This window comes from Snodgrassella sp. ESL0304, from assembly GCF_013344995.1.
GTDB lineage: Bacteria > Pseudomonadota > Gammaproteobacteria > Burkholderiales > Neisseriaceae > Snodgrassella > Snodgrassella alvi.
The window spans coordinates 205,582-222,004 of sequence record NZ_JAAEDR010000012.1 but is presented as its reverse complement, the minus strand read 5'-3'; the positions used below and the strand labels follow the sequence as shown (position 1 = coordinate 222,004).

The following is a 16,423-nucleotide window of genomic DNA, read 5'->3' as shown; positions in this document are numbered from 1 at the left end:
CAACAAATGTACATAAAAGAAGCCTGAATCCGGAAACAAGACAGACAGACTGAATTTTATTACTTTCGTTATTACAAACTTTATCGCATAATAACCCCGTTTTGATTAATTAAAAACACCATGTCTGCCACTGAAGTCCGTGAAATTTTTCTGGCTGATGAAAACGATACCCTGAAACTGGGCGAACGTTTTGCACAGCTTATCAGCCCTCCTCTGATTATCTGGCTGGAAGGTGATCTGGGTGCGGGCAAAACAACCTTTACCAGAGGCTTACTCAACGCTCTTGGTTACAACGGTGCGGTTAAAAGCCCTACCTACAATATAGTTGAAACTTATCCGTTTAAAGGCTTTAACCTGCATCATTTTGATTTATACCGTTTTCAAAATCCGGAAGAATGGCTGGATGCAGGGCTGGATGAACTGATTACAGCAGATAGTATTATTTTGATGGAATGGCCACAGCTTGGCGGCGATTTAGCACCTCCGGCTGACATTATCCTGACCATCACCATCAATGGTAGTGGCCGTACAGTACAGATAAATGCCGTTACTACAAACGGAACAAAAACATTAAATAAAATTACAGAATAAACTATGTCCAACCACATCAGCCGCCGGAAATTATTAATTACATCTACCGGCACGCTTTTAATCAGCCTGACTCCATTTGCACGAGCAGCCCAGACAGGGGCTGATATTGTGGCTTCACGCATCTGGCCGGCCACAGCCTATACCAGGATGACATTAGAATCCACAACACCCATCCAGTTTAAATATTTTCAGCTAAAGAATCCTGACCGTCTGGTTATTGATATTCAGGGGTCAGCCACCAATCAGTTTTTACGTGAACTGAGCAATAAAGTTCTCCCAATGGATCCCTATATTGCCAGTGTCCGCGTCGGACAATTTAATCCTGAAACCATCCGTATCGTGATGGATTTGAAAACCACCGTTAATCCTCAGGTATTTTCTCTTGCTCCGGTTGCCAACTTTAAAAACAGACTGGTAGTGGATTTATACCCTACCGCCACCGTAGCCATGGAACAGGAAAAAAACGATCCGTTAATGGCTCTATTACAGGATTACAGTCACGGTAAAGTAAACAGTGACGGCACTACCCGTCCTCAGGCTACAGCCTCCACACCTCCGGTAAAAAAACTGCCTGAAAATAAACCTCCAGTAACTCAGCAGCCTCCTCAACCATCACGTACGCCAAATAAACTGAATCGTCAGCCTGTAATTATGATTGACCCCGGACATGGTGGTGAAGATCCCGGAGCCACAGGTCCTTCCGGTCTGCGTGAAAAAGATGTGGTGCTCGCTATAGGGCGTGAAGTAAAAAAAATATTGGATTCGTATGGTTACAAAACTTATATGACCCGAAACGAAGATATTTTTATCCCATTGGGTGTACGTGTAGCCAAAGCGCGTAAACTCAGAGCAGATGTTTTTGTTTCCATTCATGCAGATGCATTTACCAATCCGTCAGCAAAAGGTACTGGTGTGTATGCACTTAATCCTAAAGGCGCCACCAGTGCAGCAGCCAAATATCTGGCACAAACCCAGAATGCAGCTGATTCGATTGGCGGGGTAAATTATTCAACTGATAAAAATGTCAACAACACACTGTTTGATCTGACTCAGACAGCTACCATCAATGATAGTCTGAAACTCGGTAAAGACGTACTGAATCAACTGGCCAAAATCAACAACCTGCATAAAGGCAGTGTCGATCAGGCAAATTTTGCCGTCCTGAAAGCACCGGATATCCCATCAATTCTTGTTGAAACAGCTTTTATTTCCAATCCGACTGAAGAACGCTTACTATCTAACAGCGATTTCAGAAAAAAAGTTGCAAACTCAATTAGTAGCGGAATTAAGGATTATCTGTCTACAGCTGTGCTGGCGCGCCGCTGATAAGAATCTTCGGAAAAACAAAAAGAAAATGACTAAATGATATTAATTTTAATCAATCAATATTATATAGACATAATAAAGACAAATCGGATACCTAAATATCAAAATAATTTATTTTATAAATTTAAAGTTTGAACAAATTGGTATCAAATAAAAAGAAATACAGAATATTGATTGTTGTTATTCATTCCGCCAACAATCAATATTCTGTAATAATTGAAAATTAGAAAGTATTAATATAATTATTAAAATAACAAAAAACAATTTATTTAATAAACTTGATAATATTTCGTAGCTATTAATAACGATGAACTTATCACAAAACTATAGATTAAATTATTAAAAATAATTCAGTTAAATATTAATGGCTTCATTCCATATATCAAATATTTGCTTTTCACCCAGATGCAAAACATCAGTTAAATATTTCCACCAGTTATCATCGTTTAAAGCAAAAAACTGAGTTTCCAGAATGTAATTGCGAATCTTGATTAAATCAATTCCCTTTAACACATCTTCTGCATCTTTCACTAATGCTTCTTTATTTTTATCCAGAGTGATTTCCAATTGAGAAAGCATTTGTGTGCGGGATAGTGAACCGGCATTATTGCGTTTATCCTGCAAGCGTAACTGTTCAGCATCCGCTTTTTCTATCCAGTTATTTGTTTTATCAGACCATTGATGATAAATATCAGGACAAGGTATTGTAGTTACAGTTGCTGGCAATACACCCAATCCATTGATTACCACCACTTCTCCGGTTTTCTTATTATAAACGGTTTCTCCGCGATGATCTTCAATATACTTCCATGTTTTACCCGTCCATTGAGCAACAAATCCATGTTTGAATTCCGGCTGTTCAGTCTGAATACATAATGCTGGAATTAAATAATGACCATTATTTACCAGAGGGTCTAAGTCAGCGATAGTCATTCCAACAAAATAATTATTTTCGTCTAACTGGCATACAGGAATAGTTTTTGCTTGTATTTCCATTTTCATTCCTTAAATTTTAATGCAGGCTAATAATGCAACATTCAATGGGCGTACTTCAGAAGATCTACCACCAATGCTTATCAAGTGGTCAGAACCAAATACGGCTGTTGATACCATATTTGTTTTATATATTGCTTCCTGTTGAAGATTGTTTTGTTCTATCAGTATTTTATTTTTATGATCTTTTGAATCTACTAGATAATATCTATTTGTCTTATCTTTATCTGAGAAAGTTTCATCTTGTTGCAAGCTTCCTAATTCACGGTTTTTATCTTTATCTAAACCTCGCCCATCATCCCATCCTCGCAAAAATAGACCACGTAAATCCGGTAAATTAAATGTTGTTGAGCCATCCCCCTCACCGAAGCGTGTGCCAATTGCAGCAAATAGATTTGCATATGTAGAACGTGATAAAGCTGCACCATTAGCTTTTAACCAGCCGACTGGTGCAGTATCCATAGCAAAAAACTGTACAGCTCCGGCAGGCGTAGTATTAATATTGGTATTGCCATCAAATGGTACACCATTTATTGTACATATTGTTTGCAATCTGGTAGCAGTAGCTGCATTACCAGATGTATCCTGATTACCTTTAATATTGACACCCGGTAAATCTATATCTGTTTTGGCATTAAATATAACTCCACCAATTTTTCTTGCAGCTATCTGAGCCGCGTATGAGGCAGTAGCTGCGTTACCGGATGTATTCTGATTACCGGGTTTATTTACTCCGGGTAAATCAATATCCGCTGTACCATCAAATTGCACATCACCAATTTTACAGGCCGCTTGCAATTTTGTTGCAGTAGCAGCATTACCAGATGTATCCTGATTACCCTTGATATTGACACCCGGTAAATCTACATCTGTTTTAGCATTAAATATAACTCCACCAATTTTTCTTGCAGCTATCTGAGCCGCATACGAGGCTGTAGCCGCATTTCCAGAAGTATTCTGATTTCCGGGCTTATTTACTCCGGGTAAATCAATATCCGCTGAACCATCAAATGCGACCCCACCCACATTTCTGGCTTTGCTAAGTTTGTCAGCTACCTGTGCTTTTTTAGCCAAATCTGCGCTGGCAGCTGTAGCTGATTTATCCAGTTTATTGTCTTTCAGCCATTTGGTTCGGTTGGCCAACTGTCGTGTCGGTACATTATCGATACCATTTTCCCCGCCCAATACCGGATCGGATGTTTCCCATTGATAAATACCTTCTTCCCAGAACGAAGATTCTTTTAAATTTGCCATTAAGCAGTTCCTTTGTTAAATGAGCCATCCCGCTGTGCCTTTCCGTTATGCTGTAGTGGTACAGCAGTATAGTCGAGACTGGAAAGCACACAGCGTGCCGGAGCAAAAGCAGCCAGAGTTTGACGTAATAAAGCTGCCTGTTGATTGGTAATCGGGTTATTCAGTAAGATACGGTAATGCGCCCAGTAACTATTATGTCCGCGTACATACATACCATCGCGCTGAATATTACCGTTGTGCCGCTGGTGATTAAGCCCTTCAATAATCGTTATTTCACCAAAGCCGAGGCGGCGGACAATCTCTCGTAACGACCAGGGTGTTCCTTTATTGCGATGAAGCTCGTATGCACCTTTAATCAATTGACGTTTGGCCTGATTGCTTTCTGCCAGCCAGTATCCGTTTACTCCGAGAATACAATGGCTTTCAGCCAGAAGTTCAAGATGATTGGGCAATACCAGTTCTACTAGCCGGGGCATAAGCTGTGGTGTAGACACCAAATCAAGACGTAATCCCAGAGCAGCCAGTGCCCGCATACGCTGATCACGCTCAATCACTGCTGCATAGGTCAGCCTAGCCATCCACTGCCTCCTCAGCTATGCTCAGGGTCAGATCAGTACAGTGTGCCCATGTATCAGCAGCAATCTTAGTCAACGCTAAATCCGGTGTGGCAACGTTATAAACACCATCAACTTTTAATAATGACTGTATAACTAACGGAACTACATCTACTCCGAGTCGTTGCTCCTGACTAATCTGATATTGCTGCCAGGCAGTTCGGGCTGCTGCAAGCACAGTTCTTGCATCAGCACCAATATACAAAGTTAATATTGCATTTACCTGATAAGTAAACGTTTTCGGAGCCCGTACAATCACCTGATCACATAGTGGACGTATCCGCTCATCAGACAAAGCTGTCTGAACCTGATTAACTAGTTCTGCTGAGGGCAAGCCGGTTTTTGTAAGCAAATTAACTGCTACAACACCCCCCAAGGGTTTACCTTGTTTATCAGTATCATTGGTTACAAAAACATCAATGATGTCCTGACTAACTTGTCTGGCAAAATATTCATAGGCTCCTACAGGTCCGGCAACCGAAAATGATTCAGGGGCAAGCAGAATACGTACCCGATAAGCATCATCGCTTTCAACATCTACTCCACCACTTGATGTCGTGACATTGCTGACCTTAATTTCAGCAATATCGGTCAAATGATCAGCTAAAGTGTTTATCTGGCCTGGTGACCAGCCATTTCCTATGATTCCCGTTGCCTGACAGACAGCATTGAGCTCAATGCTGGGAGTGGTTGCGGTAAGCATACCTGCTGCTGTAGTAGTAAATATCAGCGAGTCCACTGTAACTCTGGTTTCTTTCGGAATCACAATCTGCTCTTTACCTTTTAGTACAGCCTGAAAGCGCAGTGTTGTTTGTGCCGGCTGAGCCTGTAATCGCGGAGTGTTAACATCATCACCACATAAATCCAGCATCAGGCCGGTAGCAAAACGAACATGCTGCTGCCGGTAAGCCTCATTTACCTGTTGACGGGTTAATGCCTCGCGATAGGCGTAAGTATTAATCAGTAAGCGTTCAATATGCGCCGGCTGTAGTGTTTTGCCCGTACGATTCTGATAATCATTTATGGTATCGGCCAGAATCGTTGCCAGATCGTCCTCAACTATTTTTACATCTGTTCGTGAAAGCTTAGTTAAATCTGTCATTTTTGTACCAACCCAATATTTGTTTGATAAATTTCACCGGCTACCTCTTCTGCGATCCGCCAATGAACAGTTATCGTCAGTTTAGGTGCGTGACCAGTAAAAGATACCTGCTCCACTACCACACGCTTTTCCCAGGTTTGAATAGCGAGAATCACTTCACGGGTTACACCCGGAATAAAGACATCTTCTGGTGTATCCAGATAGTCCAGATGGTCTGAACCAAAAGTCGGCCGGGTTACATCTGTCCCTTTACGGGTTATTAAAATATTCAAAATACATTGATTAATATCATCAATACCGGTAACAATATCGCAGCCACTATTCAGTGGCGCTAGCTGCCAGTGGCGGGTACGCGGTGTTATGGTCATAGCGGTTTTCCAAAAAATAAAAATCCCTGTCAGAATGAACAGGGATATAAAAAATAAGAATTAGCAGAGCGTTTCGCTGATTATCAGTTTGGTTTGCCCGTATTTCCACCTGAAGTCAGATCAGGATGAGTATGACTCTTAAGACTTTTACCATCGGCTACCACATCTCCGTTTTCAACCTTAATTGTGCCGGTTATTGAGGCTGCCGTACCACCACCGCCGGAACCGGCCATTCCGCCCTGATAGGTCAGTTGCCCCTGTACCAGTAAGCTGCCGGTAGCAGTAGTAGTAGGTGCATCAAGAGTAATATCACCTGCTTTAACCAGTACCGTATCTGCTTCTACAATTACTGCTCCACCAGTCTGAACACATACTTCACCACTATTGCGATTATGGCTGATCACCGTACCATTACTGAATTTTTTCATCCAGACATTATTATTATTTACCGGTGTGCTATCAGCCTGATTGTATAAGGCTCCCAAAACCACACCATTTTCTCCCCGTGCATCCAGAATACAGGCTACCAGTTCCCCTCTGTCAGGCAGTGAATAAAAACTGTTTCCGCCTGCAGCAGCAGTCAGCATTGGCAGCCAGTCAGTATGAATATTTTCTAATGCCGGTAAACTGACTTTAAGCATATGCCGTCCGGCATCAATGGATTCAACAATACCAAACTGTAAAGTCGCACCAAATTCATACAGTTTCTGCATGTTTATCACCATCTGCGTCATCAGCAATATATTCAATCATATTTATTTCCAGAGATGTTACATAACCTGAACTGCGGCTCAAATTATGGCTTGCCTGCTTAATCTGGTAATTTCCCGACATTTTGCCATAACCGCTCAGACGAATAATCTGACCGGCTACCAGCTTGACATTACCAAAAAGATCCAGACTGCCGGTTACCTGACACTTGCGTGCATCGGCCAATGCAGCATCTGCACGTGCAGCTAATTGCTGCTGTGATTCCCCTTTATTAGCCACAATTTTCAGCTGGTCACCGCTTGCACCCTGTTTACTTTGCGGGCGTAACGGCTGTCCTTTACGCTTAACCGTACGTACTTGTTTAGCCTTAGGGTCGTAGCCGGAAGCAACAACTTCATTAGGAACGCCTTTGATCTGATCGCGAAAACTGGCTGACTCAATATCTTCTGGCAGCAACTCCAGTACCGGTTCCTGTGCAGTTAATTCCGTATTGGCAATAAAAGCCAGAGTCTTATCAACAATTTTAAAAGTATAGCCAAACTGTTTTGCTAGTCGCGCCAGAAATTCAACATCACTTTCCTGATACTGTGTGATACGTTCAATTTCCAGCTTGGCAATCGGATTTTTAACCACCAGTTGTAATCGTGCGGCTACTGTCTGTACAATTTTTTCCAAAGTGGTTTTTTCATACGCCTTAGGCTGTAAAGTCCGGCTGGCCGAAGTAATTCCCGTAGAAAGCGCTTTCAGAGTAATCACATTTGGTTTAAATGCATAATCGATATCCGCAATCTCAAAATTACCAAGATTCACCAGACCGGTAAACTGATCACCTAGAGAAAACGACAGCAAATCACCCTGTTCAGGATACCAGTTACGCAACCATCTGCCATCTGTATCTTCAAACGACACAGAAAGCTCATCTGATTGCTCGCCCAGATAATCCGTATAACTAATGCTGATAAGATAAGGCTTAATTGCTAATGTAATGTCTTTTTTTTCGTATTCGATAGTGAAATCCGGCATAGTAACCGGATGTGTTTTGCTCAAGCCGGATAATCCTTTTAACATATTTACCGCATCCATGGTGGCATATCCTCCTGAGCAGCATGAGTATCAGACCGGATAACCGGAATCAGTACAGTCAGATTTGCCGTAAATTGTTCAGCCAGCGCTAAATGCGGGTTGGCCGCAATCAGCCTGTCTATCATCGTGGCATCACCATAGTATTTATGTGCAATCAAATCCCAGCGATCCCCTTCACTGGTCTGATATTGCAAGACTGAATCAACCATAATCAGACCTCATCTTTTCTTGCGGCCAGCCACGCCGTCAATGACTGGGTACCTGCAGTTGCATTTCCAATACTGTCTTCTACCGTTGCTAACACTTGTTCACTGGTATTCAGCCAATCGCCCCACTCTCCGCTATCGTAACCGGTTTGTATTAAATTAATACATGTTTGCAGCTGACAGGCTGCCTGACCCGTGTAAGACAGAAAATCTGCTGCTCCGGCCAGATTTCCGAACCATTCACCAATCTCAGGTAAAGTATTCAGTTTATCCAGAGTCTGACCACCTATAGACAATACATCTGCAATCAACCCCATCCAGCCAGCAGTATTATGCTGAACAGTACGCGCGCGCGTAATCAGGTTCTGAATATCAGTAATATTCTGTTCAACAGAATGATAAATACGCACACCAGTCTGAACCGCTGCGGAAACTTTATTAACCGCGCCTTTAACCGACTCCGGTAAAAGAGCAAGCAGCGGATTCTGTCCGGTCATGATTCCCGGTGTTGGTAACGGATTATTCGGATCACCAACAAATTCAAGCAATTCAACACTAATTTCGCGCGCCGCCGTACGCCCTTTAGCATCCTGGATTAAAGTTGTACTGCTTAATTGCTGTATCACAAACCAGCCCGCAAACCGCCCGGAACCGAACACCAGTGCCAGCGCCTGCTGCGCTTCTTTAGCACTAATCAGCGCATTATAGGCATTATCCGGATTAGCCAGTTTCCAATGCAGCAGCATACCAAAACGTATCGTAGTCAAATCATTACCGGTAGCCTGCAGCCGCGGTCGCCCGGCCAGTACATCATGTTTGGCAAAAACAGCACTGTGCGTTTCTTCATAACTGGTGAAACTATCCAGCAGTTCAAAGCGAATATCCCCTAGCATTGCATACATCAGTAACTCCTCAACTCTTTTGCCTGCATCATGCGCCGGTACATCTGTTCAAATTCACGCTGGCTCAGTGCAAGCGCCTGCTGAATGACTGAACGGTCAGCATTACCATTAACCTGAATTGTTGGATTAAAATTAATGGTTACAGCACTTGAATCATGTCCGGCCGGATAACGGTTCTGTGCAAACTCTGCTGCATTTAGCTGCATTTTTTCATTTAACTGTGCAGTCAGCTTTCCGGAACCGGCTTTAAATTTCTGCTGTAAACGCTCAGCTACCTGACCTATCGCCGAAACAGGTTTATCCGCCCCGAGATCAACTCCCAGATGCATTCCCTCCATTAGCGAGCTGCCGATACTTTTAAATACCCGGCTGGGGGAGTTAATACCCAATACTGATTTAGCCTTATTAATAATTTTACTGGCAAACTCACCTACAGCATTAACAGCTTTACTGATACCTTCAGTAAAGCTTCGGACCAGACTATCAATAATATTGCGCCCGAATTCACTGAATTTAGCAGGTAATTCTCTGAAAAAATTCATACCGGCTTCAAATTTGGTCTTAACCGTATCCCATAAACCAATAAAGAATTTCTTGATTGGCTGCCAATATTTATAAATCAATAAGGCGGCCATACCAATGGCCAGCGCAACCCAGCCTATCGGTGACATCAAGAAAGCCCGGCCTACTGCCATAATTCCCTGACGCAGCAAATTAAGTACAAACCTGCCTTTACCTAAAACACTAAACCCCTTCCCCAAATTCGAAAAAACCGAAAACAGAGGTTTCACCGCCTTAGAAATCAGACCAAAAGACTGCACAATTTTTTTGATGGGAGCCATTGCTGCACGACCAATTGCACCAAATGCTTTTTTCAATAAACCTAATGCAGCACGACCTTTACTAAAAACAGTAAACTTTTTTCCAATGCCGGACAGCTTACTGCCAAAAGACATCAGTTTCTGACGCAATGAACCTGCAGATTTTCCTACTGAGGAAATTGCAGTTCGAAGACGCTTAAATACAGAACCACTTTGCTTAAGCTCACGTGCCACCTGAAAACGGGCAAAAATAGTACGCAGAACAGCCAGCGGACCGGTAACCATAGTAATCGCATAACGAACAGTCAGTAATACCATCCGTAAGCCTGCCATTCCAATACCAAAAGCCACTACAGATTTAATCAGCGTTGGATGTTTCTGAATAAAAGGCAATACAGTATTAAGCAGCACATCTTTAGCCACCTGAGCGAAAGTATTAATCTCCGGTGCCAGAATAGCACCAAAAGCATTCCCGACTTCAGCAACCGAATCTTGCAGATTTTCCATACTGACAGCCAGCGTATTTGTCTGCAGTTCTGCTCGCTGATCAAGAGAAGGCTGCTGATTTATTTTAGTTTGCATGGCCTGATAACCGGTATGACCACCTTTAGCCGCGGCTGAAGCAACTTGTCCGCCCTTCCCGCCAAACACAGCATCCATCATATTCAGTGCAGCGCGTTCACCATACTTAGTTTTAACAGCTTTAAAATTCGTTTCCAGCTCACCAATAACCACACGCATGTCTTTAAGTGAACCGTCTTTATTAAATAAATCAAACTTTACACCGGATTTCTGCATCATCTGGCGCATTTCCGCATTCATAGCTGACGTAGCCAGATGCATAGCTTTAGGTCCCTGCGCCAGCTTATTCAGAAATTCTTCCATCCCATCTGCGGCCACAGCTTTACTAATACCGCCTTGTATTGCCATACCTTCTAAAGCATATATTTTTTGCTGGTTCTGTAAACCGGTCAGATGAAGCCTTTGCAAAGGAGAGGCCATTGCACTTTGAAATTTTTCTATATCTTCCAAACTCATTCCGGTCGAATAAGCCATTTTCTGTACAGCGTCCAGACCGGCTGATAATTCAGTATCTTTCAGCTTATAAGTCTGCATCAGCCCTTTGGCAACAGAAATATCCTCAATTTTTTTACCGAATAATGCATTAAAACTGGCTATTGACTTCATACCTCCCTGCAGTAGCGAATCATCAGACATATTAGCCATCTTCATATTAGTGGCAAGACTGGTAAAATCATTTTTATTTCCCCGCTGCTCAAGGCTTAGCTGTGCTGTTCGGGCATTAATCTGATCAAATCCGCCTAATCTGCCATCATTTTGCATCATAGCCTGCTTCAGCCCGGTTTCAGATGTTTCGCGCTCCATATAAATTTTTACAGACTTTTCAGCTGGTTTCATCAAAGCTTGCAGCGTGCTCTTAGTTTTGCTTAATTCACTACCGATTTTAGTGCGCTGCTCCAGAACCTTATTTTGTCTTTCAATTGCCTGAGTTAATTTATCCTGAGCATTACCCGCTTTAGCCGTCGCTGCTGAAAAACTATCAATAGAGCGAATTTGTCCATGTAAACCTTGTAAAGCTTTTCCCATCTCCTCAACATGCCAGGTCGCTGTACTGATAGCAAAGCCAAAAGCCTTTACAGAACGGTGCACCTCACCAAAATCAGAAACGAATCCATTATCCATAACGGCACCAATATATTTTTCTCCAATTACCTAACTGTATTGGAATCTACTTATTTATATTATTTGTTGTTTCGATTACTGTGACTGTCAACTTATTATCACTTCATAACCACGCTTATAAGCTTACAACAAGTTAACAGCACAGTTACTTCAGACAGCAACCAGTTATAGTTTGCTGTATTTGGCTTTAATCTGCCGGTTAGCCTGTTGCTGCCATTGCAAAATTTCCTCCAGAGACATTTCATCAATATCTGCCGGAGAAAAACCAAACCACCACGCTAAATCCGCAGCTGCCTGATAAAAACTATCCCAATCAGTGAGTACCCAGACAAAACTGACGCACCTGCGTGTAATCCTCCCATGACAACTCATCAAAATCTTCACTTTGCAGACCAGATGCCATAGCCAGACACTGAGCTTCCTGTAATACTGCATTATCAGGATACTGTTCTGCAGCACGTTTAAAATCTTTAACCCGTACCCGGCGCAATGTCAGCTCCGTTATCGCACCACTTGGTGTTTGCAGTGGTTCGGCCAGTTTAATTACTTTGCCTGTACCCAATTGTTCTTGCAGATTTTGCGCTTCAGTTTGTGCCATATTTATTCCTCGACTAATCAATAATTACTGAATCAATTCAGCATATAAAAATACTTCAACCATAAAAAAGCTCACTCCGGTAATCAGAGTGAGCATTCAAATACATCAATACAAATAAAAATTACATACCAATATTTGCACGCATCTGCGCCAGCATATCCACACCATTTACCCGGTACTGATTGGTAAATGCGTTGTAATACAACACTTCACGACCAGCTACTGTCTGATGAATTTCGGTAGCCTGAAAAGTGCTGGCGAATTCAGCTTTTTCTTTCGGTTTATAAGTTCCCAACGGATTTTTGCTGAAAGTTGCCATTACAGTCACGACCATCGGAGCCTCAGCTGCAAGTCCAGAAGCATTAAATGCCTGCACATTGGCACGAACCATTAACTGACAAGCTTTGAAAGGGTTATATACTTTTGTAAACACATCCGGATAGAAACTATTCCAGGTGATTTCCCCTTCCAGTGCCTCAATCCCGCTAGGCAGTTTTACTGAGCCCACCAGACCCAGACCTTTAGTTTCTGTCTGACCAACAGAAATATCCGGTAATTTAAACTGACTGGCACGGCCTAACTGACTATTACCATTAACATAAACATTGGCATTATAAATTGCATTAAATTCTGTCATAACTCTTTCCTAAGCGGCAGACTGGTTACTAATCAAATTAGCCAGATAAGTACGGGTCATCACACTGGTATTAGTGATACGTTCTGCAGGCAGTTTAGGCGTATAGTCATACTTAATTGGTACCTGCCCTTTACTAAAAGCATCAGCCAGATCATAGTCATAATCCAGGCTGACACTAAAACCAACAATACTCTTCAGCGTACCCAGATAGGTGCGCACCGTACCCAGAAGGCTGTCAATCAGCGCATCATCAATCGGCAAATCAATATACTGTAACTGAGCACGGCGAATTGATTCATTAATCAAATCACCTGTACGCTGTGCAGTTTCAAAGTTTTTAATATGTGTTACTGTCGGGAAACAGGCCAGACGGTTACCCCATAAACGGAAACCAGTACCATAACTGTTAAATACCGTCGTAATACCCTTTTCATTCAGACGATTGGTTTCTGCCTGCGGATCATCAATACGTGCAGTCAGCGAAACCTCCATACCCGTTACTCCGGACAGTTCACGATTGGAAATACTGAACCAATAACCCTGTTCAACATCAGTTCGCATCCGTAAACCGGCTGCATGAGTAGCCAGACTTTCCAGCTCACCACTGGTACCGGTAACATAGGGATAAAATAATTGCGCCCGATCCGAAGACGTCTGAAAATTAATATTACCGAGCGAACCGCGCCCCTGAACAGCCTGACTAAGCGTTGTTCCTTTCGGCGCAGCAATATAGGCAATAGCTTCAAGCTTATCAGCCAGAGTAACCATAGCTGCCGCCACTGTCGCTTCCGCATCAAACTGAGGCACAATAATAATTTTTGCATCTGCTCCCAGCCGGGTAAAACCTTCCGTAAGCAGTTCCATCCCTTTGCGTTTACCGGTAGCTGCCTCGTAACCGCCGATAATATCCTTTGAAGTTACTTTACTTGGATCAAGATAAGTATAACTAATAGAGACATCTGAACGCATTTGAACAAAAGTCAGCTCACCTGTTTCATTATTCAAAGCATAGTCAGTACCCTCTGATAATGTCTGATTACCAGCCAGAACTGTATAACCTGCCTGTACAGCCGGATGTGCTGTTTTCGCAGTCAGCGTATCACCGTCAATAACCAGTAACTCAGAATCAACGACCGTTTTATGTTTATCCGGATCCAGTACATTCACTACATAGGCAACACCAGACTGATAACGAGTCCAGATATTGGCCGCATCAGGTAAAGTGAAACCTGCACCAGTCAGCAAACCGAACTGACTGAAATCTTTAACAGTCTGACATACAGTTAACTCATTAACCGGACCAGACATACCGGTACCGACAATTGCAGTAATTGCCCCGTCTACGGTATAGACAGGGCTGCTGCCACCATCAATACGAATTGTTTCAACACCATGCAAATAGGCTGCTGCCATGATGATTTTTACTCCTTCGAAATTACAGAATGTGAAATAGCTCTGGCCTTAATCTCACCACGAGTTGGTATAGACTTGACCAAATTTTGCTGATTAATCACCGGACGCTGCTCCACCTGAAGTGTCTCGGTGCGAGCGCGTAACCGGTATTGCCAGACCCCTTCGGCCTCACCCAGAAAGCGCTCACTCAACAATCGGATTTGCTGGCAATGTTCAGGCTGGAATCCCACTAATGCCAGACGTAAAGAATCGAGTAAATCCAGAACACCGTTTTCACCATCCAAAGCACGTGCAAAAACAATAAAACGCAATTGCAAATGCCTCTCCTGCGTAAGCAGGTCAGTAGTGCATGGCTTACTGAATTTACTGCGCTGATAACCAATCAGCACTGCACCCAACGGATGAACAAACTGATAATTCTTTAAATTATTTGGCATCAGCTGTACCGAATAATCCGGCAGAGCCTGCTGAATATGTATCAGAATATGGTTCAGAAGAGCCCTTGTTACAGCCATTGACATACCTTTCTTTAATGATCATGCTTCAAAATTTAAGCAATCTTCCCTATTCATCCCGTTCATTTCATTTAAATTGATATAAAAATATTGAATAGTTATGTTCAATGAATAATTATTGAAAGTTAGTTTTATATATATTAAATAAAATTAATCAAAAATCTTAAAATTAAAAAAAGCTACCATAAATTCAAGGCAGCTTGCATATCAACAATAAACTATTGTATTTTAAAACATCTAATTAAATTTCATTCAGCTTTAGATAATAAACAAATATTACGTTCAAACTTATCTTTATTGTTAATATAAAATTCTTGTGTTAAGGGATATCCTCCACCAAAACCACTAATTTTTTCGTTTGCTTTTGCACAAATTGAATAAATAATATTATGATTTTTATCAATAATATCTGTTCGCTTAAGTAACGATCCAACTTTAGGAAATGCAAAATTTCCACTTATTGGTGCCCACCAAAAGCCATTCTGTATCCATGTGGCTCCATCATTGTAAGATATACTGTAATAACCATATTTATAACCTGTGGAATTATTTTCGAAATCCGGTTTTGGAAAATCATTTTGTTCTTCACTATTTATAATGGTAGTCATGTCCAGCTTATTCTCCATAATTCAATCCTTTTATAAAAATTCAAACGGATGTTTTAGTTAAAATTACGTAGCAAGATTTTTTCTTAGTTATCTGCTATGTAATTTAAATTTCAACCTCCATAAATATGAGTATAAAATCACGCGAAAACCGCAATTTAGCAAATAAGTATTATTAATATTGATCTTAATTTATCAATATTAAATAAATATATAATTGCAATTTTTATACCCATAAAAAAATCCGCTTATTTCAAAGCGGATTTAATCTAAAATCTGGCGGAGAGGAAGGGATTCGAACCCTCGATACGCTATTCACGTATACACGCTTTCCAGGCGTGCGACTTCAACCACTCATCCACCTCTCCGTGAGAATGGAATTGCGCGCATTATAACGAGAGCGTATCTTTCTGGCAAGAACTTCGCAATCCGGCTACTATAAAATCAGCGATAACAATCCTGCCGCAATCAGAGGTCCGACCGGTACTCCGCGTAAAAAAGCCACACCAATAATAGTGCCAATCATTAAACCAGTGACAATGGTCGGATTAACCTGCATCAGATGAACACCGCGTCCGCCCAACCATGCCACCACTATACCTACCACTACCGCAGCCATGGTTTTCCAACTGGTTACCAGAGCTGCAATTTGTGCGGGCTGAACCTTACCAGTAATTAAAGGAGCCAGTACCCCTATCATAAGTAACATAATACCCAGTTGCACACCGTATTTTTCCAGTACAGGCGCATATTTAAGCAAAGGCGTTTGCTGCACCAGCAAAATAATCAGTGCAGAAATGGTTACAGAAGGGTTATGCCCGATAATACCCAAAGCCACAAACAATAATAGCAGCAAAGCATTTGCATTACTTGCCCAGAAAGACATATTCATCCCCTGATTTAAGATTATTGAAAATAAATACCCGTATCAATCCCATTGCAACAACATGGATAACTGATACAAATGAACAAAACAATAA

The 16,423-nt window shown here is 41.9% G+C and carries 19 protein-coding genes and 1 tRNA gene; 2 read left to right on the top strand and 18 right to left on the bottom strand.

Features of this window, described 5'->3' with window-relative positions; genetic code table 11:
• The first annotated feature begins 120 nt into the window (after positions 1–120).
• Both tsaE and GYX91_RS04570 read left to right on the top strand, forming a co-directional pair.
• Positions 121–591 carry a tRNA (adenosine(37)-N6)-threonylcarbamoyltransferase complex ATPase subunit type 1 TsaE gene (gene tsaE, locus GYX91_RS04575; RefSeq protein WP_174830049.1) on the top strand — a complete coding sequence of 157 codons (471 nt, stop codon included), beginning with the start codon at positions 121–123 and terminating at the stop codon, positions 589–591.
• 3 nt (positions 592–594) lie between these two features.
• A complete protein-coding gene (locus tag GYX91_RS04570; protein ID WP_174830048.1) occupies positions 595–1,917 on the top strand; it encodes an N-acetylmuramoyl-L-alanine amidase in 1,323 nt (440 codons plus the stop codon).
• Between the two features lie 354 nt (positions 1,918–2,271).
• Here the strand turns inward: GYX91_RS04570 and GYX91_RS04565 are convergent, their stop codons facing one another.
• From GYX91_RS04565 to GYX91_RS04480, 18 genes are all read right to left on the bottom strand, one after another.
• Entirely contained in the window at positions 2,272–2,913 is a 642-nt protein-coding gene (locus tag GYX91_RS04565; protein ID WP_174830047.1) for a hypothetical protein, read from the bottom strand.
• Positions 2,914–2,922: 9 nt separating this feature from the next.
• The gene (locus GYX91_RS11045; RefSeq protein ID WP_238791318.1) at positions 2,923–4,164 is read right to left on the bottom strand and encodes a phage tail protein; all 1,242 of its coding nucleotides are present in this window, start codon (positions 4,162–4,164) and stop codon (positions 2,923–2,925) included.
• Positions 4,164–4,742 (bottom strand): phage tail protein, encoded by a 579-nt coding sequence (locus GYX91_RS04555; protein WP_174830046.1) that lies wholly within the window; start codon positions 4,740–4,742, stop codon positions 4,164–4,166. Before GYX91_RS04555 ends, GYX91_RS11045 begins: the two co-directional genes overlap by 1 nt.
• Positions 4,735–5,880 (bottom strand): baseplate J/gp47 family protein, encoded by a 1,146-nt coding sequence (locus GYX91_RS04550; RefSeq protein ID WP_174830045.1) that lies wholly within the window; start codon positions 5,878–5,880, stop codon positions 4,735–4,737. Before GYX91_RS04550 ends, GYX91_RS04555 begins: the two co-directional genes overlap by 8 nt.
• Positions 5,877–6,248 carry a GPW/gp25 family protein gene (locus GYX91_RS04545; protein WP_174830044.1) on the bottom strand — a complete coding sequence of 124 codons (372 nt, stop codon included), beginning with the start codon at positions 6,246–6,248 and terminating at the stop codon, positions 5,877–5,879. Before GYX91_RS04545 ends, GYX91_RS04550 begins: the two co-directional genes overlap by 4 nt.
• Before the next feature lie 83 nt (positions 6,249–6,331).
• Complete coding sequence (locus tag GYX91_RS04540) at positions 6,332–6,961, bottom strand: phage baseplate assembly protein V (protein ID WP_037475427.1); 630 nt, start codon at positions 6,959–6,961, stop codon at positions 6,332–6,334.
• On the bottom strand, positions 6,945–8,042 hold the full coding sequence (locus GYX91_RS04535) for a phage late control D family protein (protein WP_174830043.1): 1,098 nt from the start codon (positions 8,040–8,042) through the stop codon (positions 6,945–6,947). Before GYX91_RS04535 ends, GYX91_RS04540 begins: the two co-directional genes overlap by 17 nt.
• Complete coding sequence (locus GYX91_RS04530; RefSeq protein ID WP_025330549.1) at positions 8,030–8,251, bottom strand: tail protein X; 222 nt, start codon at positions 8,249–8,251, stop codon at positions 8,030–8,032. Before GYX91_RS04530 ends, GYX91_RS04535 begins: the two co-directional genes overlap by 13 nt.
• A 2-nt stretch (positions 8,252–8,253) precedes the next feature.
• Positions 8,254–9,150 carry a phage tail protein gene (locus GYX91_RS04525; RefSeq protein ID WP_084547233.1) on the bottom strand — a complete coding sequence of 299 codons (897 nt, stop codon included), beginning with the start codon at positions 9,148–9,150 and terminating at the stop codon, positions 8,254–8,256.
• Positions 9,150–11,675, bottom strand: a complete 2,526-nt coding sequence (locus GYX91_RS04520; RefSeq protein WP_174830042.1) for a phage tail tape measure protein — start codon at positions 11,673–11,675, stop codon at positions 9,150–9,152. Before GYX91_RS04520 ends, GYX91_RS04525 begins: the two co-directional genes overlap by 1 nt.
• A 165-nt stretch (positions 11,676–11,840) precedes the next feature.
• Positions 11,841–12,047 carry a GpE family phage tail protein gene (locus GYX91_RS04515; protein WP_078474951.1) on the bottom strand — a complete coding sequence of 69 codons (207 nt, stop codon included), beginning with the start codon at positions 12,045–12,047 and terminating at the stop codon, positions 11,841–11,843.
• Entirely contained in the window at positions 11,989–12,273 is a 285-nt protein-coding gene (locus GYX91_RS04510; protein WP_025330546.1) for a phage tail assembly protein, read from the bottom strand. Before GYX91_RS04510 ends, GYX91_RS04515 begins: the two co-directional genes overlap by 59 nt.
• A 121-nt stretch (positions 12,274–12,394) precedes the next feature.
• Positions 12,395–12,910, bottom strand: coding sequence for a phage major tail tube protein (locus tag GYX91_RS04505; RefSeq protein ID WP_037475438.1), 516 nt, complete (start codon positions 12,908–12,910; stop codon positions 12,395–12,397).
• Positions 12,911–12,919: 9 nt separating this feature from the next.
• Entirely contained in the window at positions 12,920–14,323 is a 1,404-nt protein-coding gene (locus GYX91_RS04500; protein ID WP_084547230.1) for a phage tail sheath subtilisin-like domain-containing protein, read from the bottom strand.
• Between the two features lie 8 nt (positions 14,324–14,331).
• Complete coding sequence (locus GYX91_RS04495) at positions 14,332–14,838, bottom strand: Gp37 family protein (RefSeq protein ID WP_174830041.1); 507 nt, start codon at positions 14,836–14,838, stop codon at positions 14,332–14,334.
• 248 nt (positions 14,839–15,086) lie between these two features.
• On the bottom strand, positions 15,087–15,464 hold the full coding sequence (locus GYX91_RS04490) for a hypothetical protein (protein WP_084547100.1): 378 nt from the start codon (positions 15,462–15,464) through the stop codon (positions 15,087–15,089).
• A gap of 256 nt (positions 15,465–15,720) precedes the next feature.
• Positions 15,721–15,811 (bottom strand) — tRNA-Ser (locus GYX91_RS04485).
• A gap of 68 nt (positions 15,812–15,879) precedes the next feature.
• Positions 15,880–16,335, bottom strand: coding sequence for a DUF441 domain-containing protein (locus GYX91_RS04480; protein WP_037475441.1), 456 nt, complete (start codon positions 16,333–16,335; stop codon positions 15,880–15,882).
• Positions 16,336–16,423 lie beyond the last annotated feature (88 nt).

What these genes read in the sequence shown, in the direction of transcription:
- GYX91_RS04545 (WP_174830044.1), bottom strand. Translation starts at nt 6,248, where the DNA reads ATGACCATAACACCGCGTACCCGCCACTGGCAGCTAGCGCCACTGAAT.
- GYX91_RS04500 (WP_084547230.1), bottom strand. Translation starts at nt 14,323, where the DNA reads ATGGCAGCAGCCTATTTGCATGGTGTTGAAACAATTCGTATTGATGGT.
- GYX91_RS04530 (WP_025330549.1), bottom strand. Translation starts at nt 8,251, where the DNA reads ATGGTTGATTCAGTCTTGCAATATCAGACCAGTGAAGGGGATCGCTGG.
- GYX91_RS04520 (WP_174830042.1), bottom strand. Translation starts at nt 11,675, where the DNA reads ATGGATAATGGATTCGTTTCTGATTTTGGTGAGGTGCACCGTTCTGTA.
- GYX91_RS04555 (WP_174830046.1), bottom strand. Translation starts at nt 4,742, where the DNA reads ATGGCTAGGCTGACCTATGCAGCAGTGATTGAGCGTGATCAGCGTATG.
- GYX91_RS04535 (WP_174830043.1), bottom strand. Translation starts at nt 8,042, where the DNA reads ATGGATGCGGTAAATATGTTAAAAGGATTATCCGGCTTGAGCAAAACA.
- GYX91_RS04505 (WP_037475438.1), bottom strand. Translation starts at nt 12,910, where the DNA reads ATGACAGAATTTAATGCAATTTATAATGCCAATGTTTATGTTAATGGT.
- GYX91_RS04570 (WP_174830048.1), top strand. Translation starts at nt 595, where the DNA reads ATGTCCAACCACATCAGCCGCCGGAAATTATTAATTACATCTACCGGC.
- GYX91_RS04525 (WP_084547233.1), bottom strand. Translation starts at nt 9,150, where the DNA reads ATGTATGCAATGCTAGGGGATATTCGCTTTGAACTGCTGGATAGTTTC.
- GYX91_RS04565 (WP_174830047.1), bottom strand. Translation starts at nt 2,913, where the DNA reads ATGGAAATACAAGCAAAAACTATTCCTGTATGCCAGTTAGACGAAAAT.
- GYX91_RS11045 (WP_238791318.1), bottom strand. Translation starts at nt 4,164, where the DNA reads ATGGCAAATTTAAAAGAATCTTCGTTCTGGGAAGAAGGTATTTATCAA.
- GYX91_RS04480 (WP_037475441.1), bottom strand. Translation starts at nt 16,335, where the DNA reads ATGAATATGTCTTTCTGGGCAAGTAATGCAAATGCTTTGCTGCTATTA.
- GYX91_RS04495 (WP_174830041.1), bottom strand. Translation starts at nt 14,838, where the DNA reads ATGGCTGTAACAAGGGCTCTTCTGAACCATATTCTGATACATATTCAG.
- tsaE (WP_174830049.1), top strand. Translation starts at nt 121, where the DNA reads ATGTCTGCCACTGAAGTCCGTGAAATTTTTCTGGCTGATGAAAACGAT.
- GYX91_RS04510 (WP_025330546.1), bottom strand. Translation starts at nt 12,273, where the DNA reads ATGGCACAAACTGAAGCGCAAAATCTGCAAGAACAATTGGGTACAGGC.
- GYX91_RS04490 (WP_084547100.1), bottom strand. Translation starts at nt 15,464, where the DNA reads ATGGAGAATAAGCTGGACATGACTACCATTATAAATAGTGAAGAACAA.
- GYX91_RS04515 (WP_078474951.1), bottom strand. Translation starts at nt 12,047, where the DNA reads ATGAGTTGTCATGGGAGGATTACACGCAGGTGCGTCAGTTTTGTCTGG.
- GYX91_RS04550 (WP_174830045.1), bottom strand. Translation starts at nt 5,880, where the DNA reads ATGACAGATTTAACTAAGCTTTCACGAACAGATGTAAAAATAGTTGAG.
- GYX91_RS04540 (WP_037475427.1), bottom strand. Translation starts at nt 6,961, where the DNA reads ATGCAGAAACTGTATGAATTTGGTGCGACTTTACAGTTTGGTATTGTT.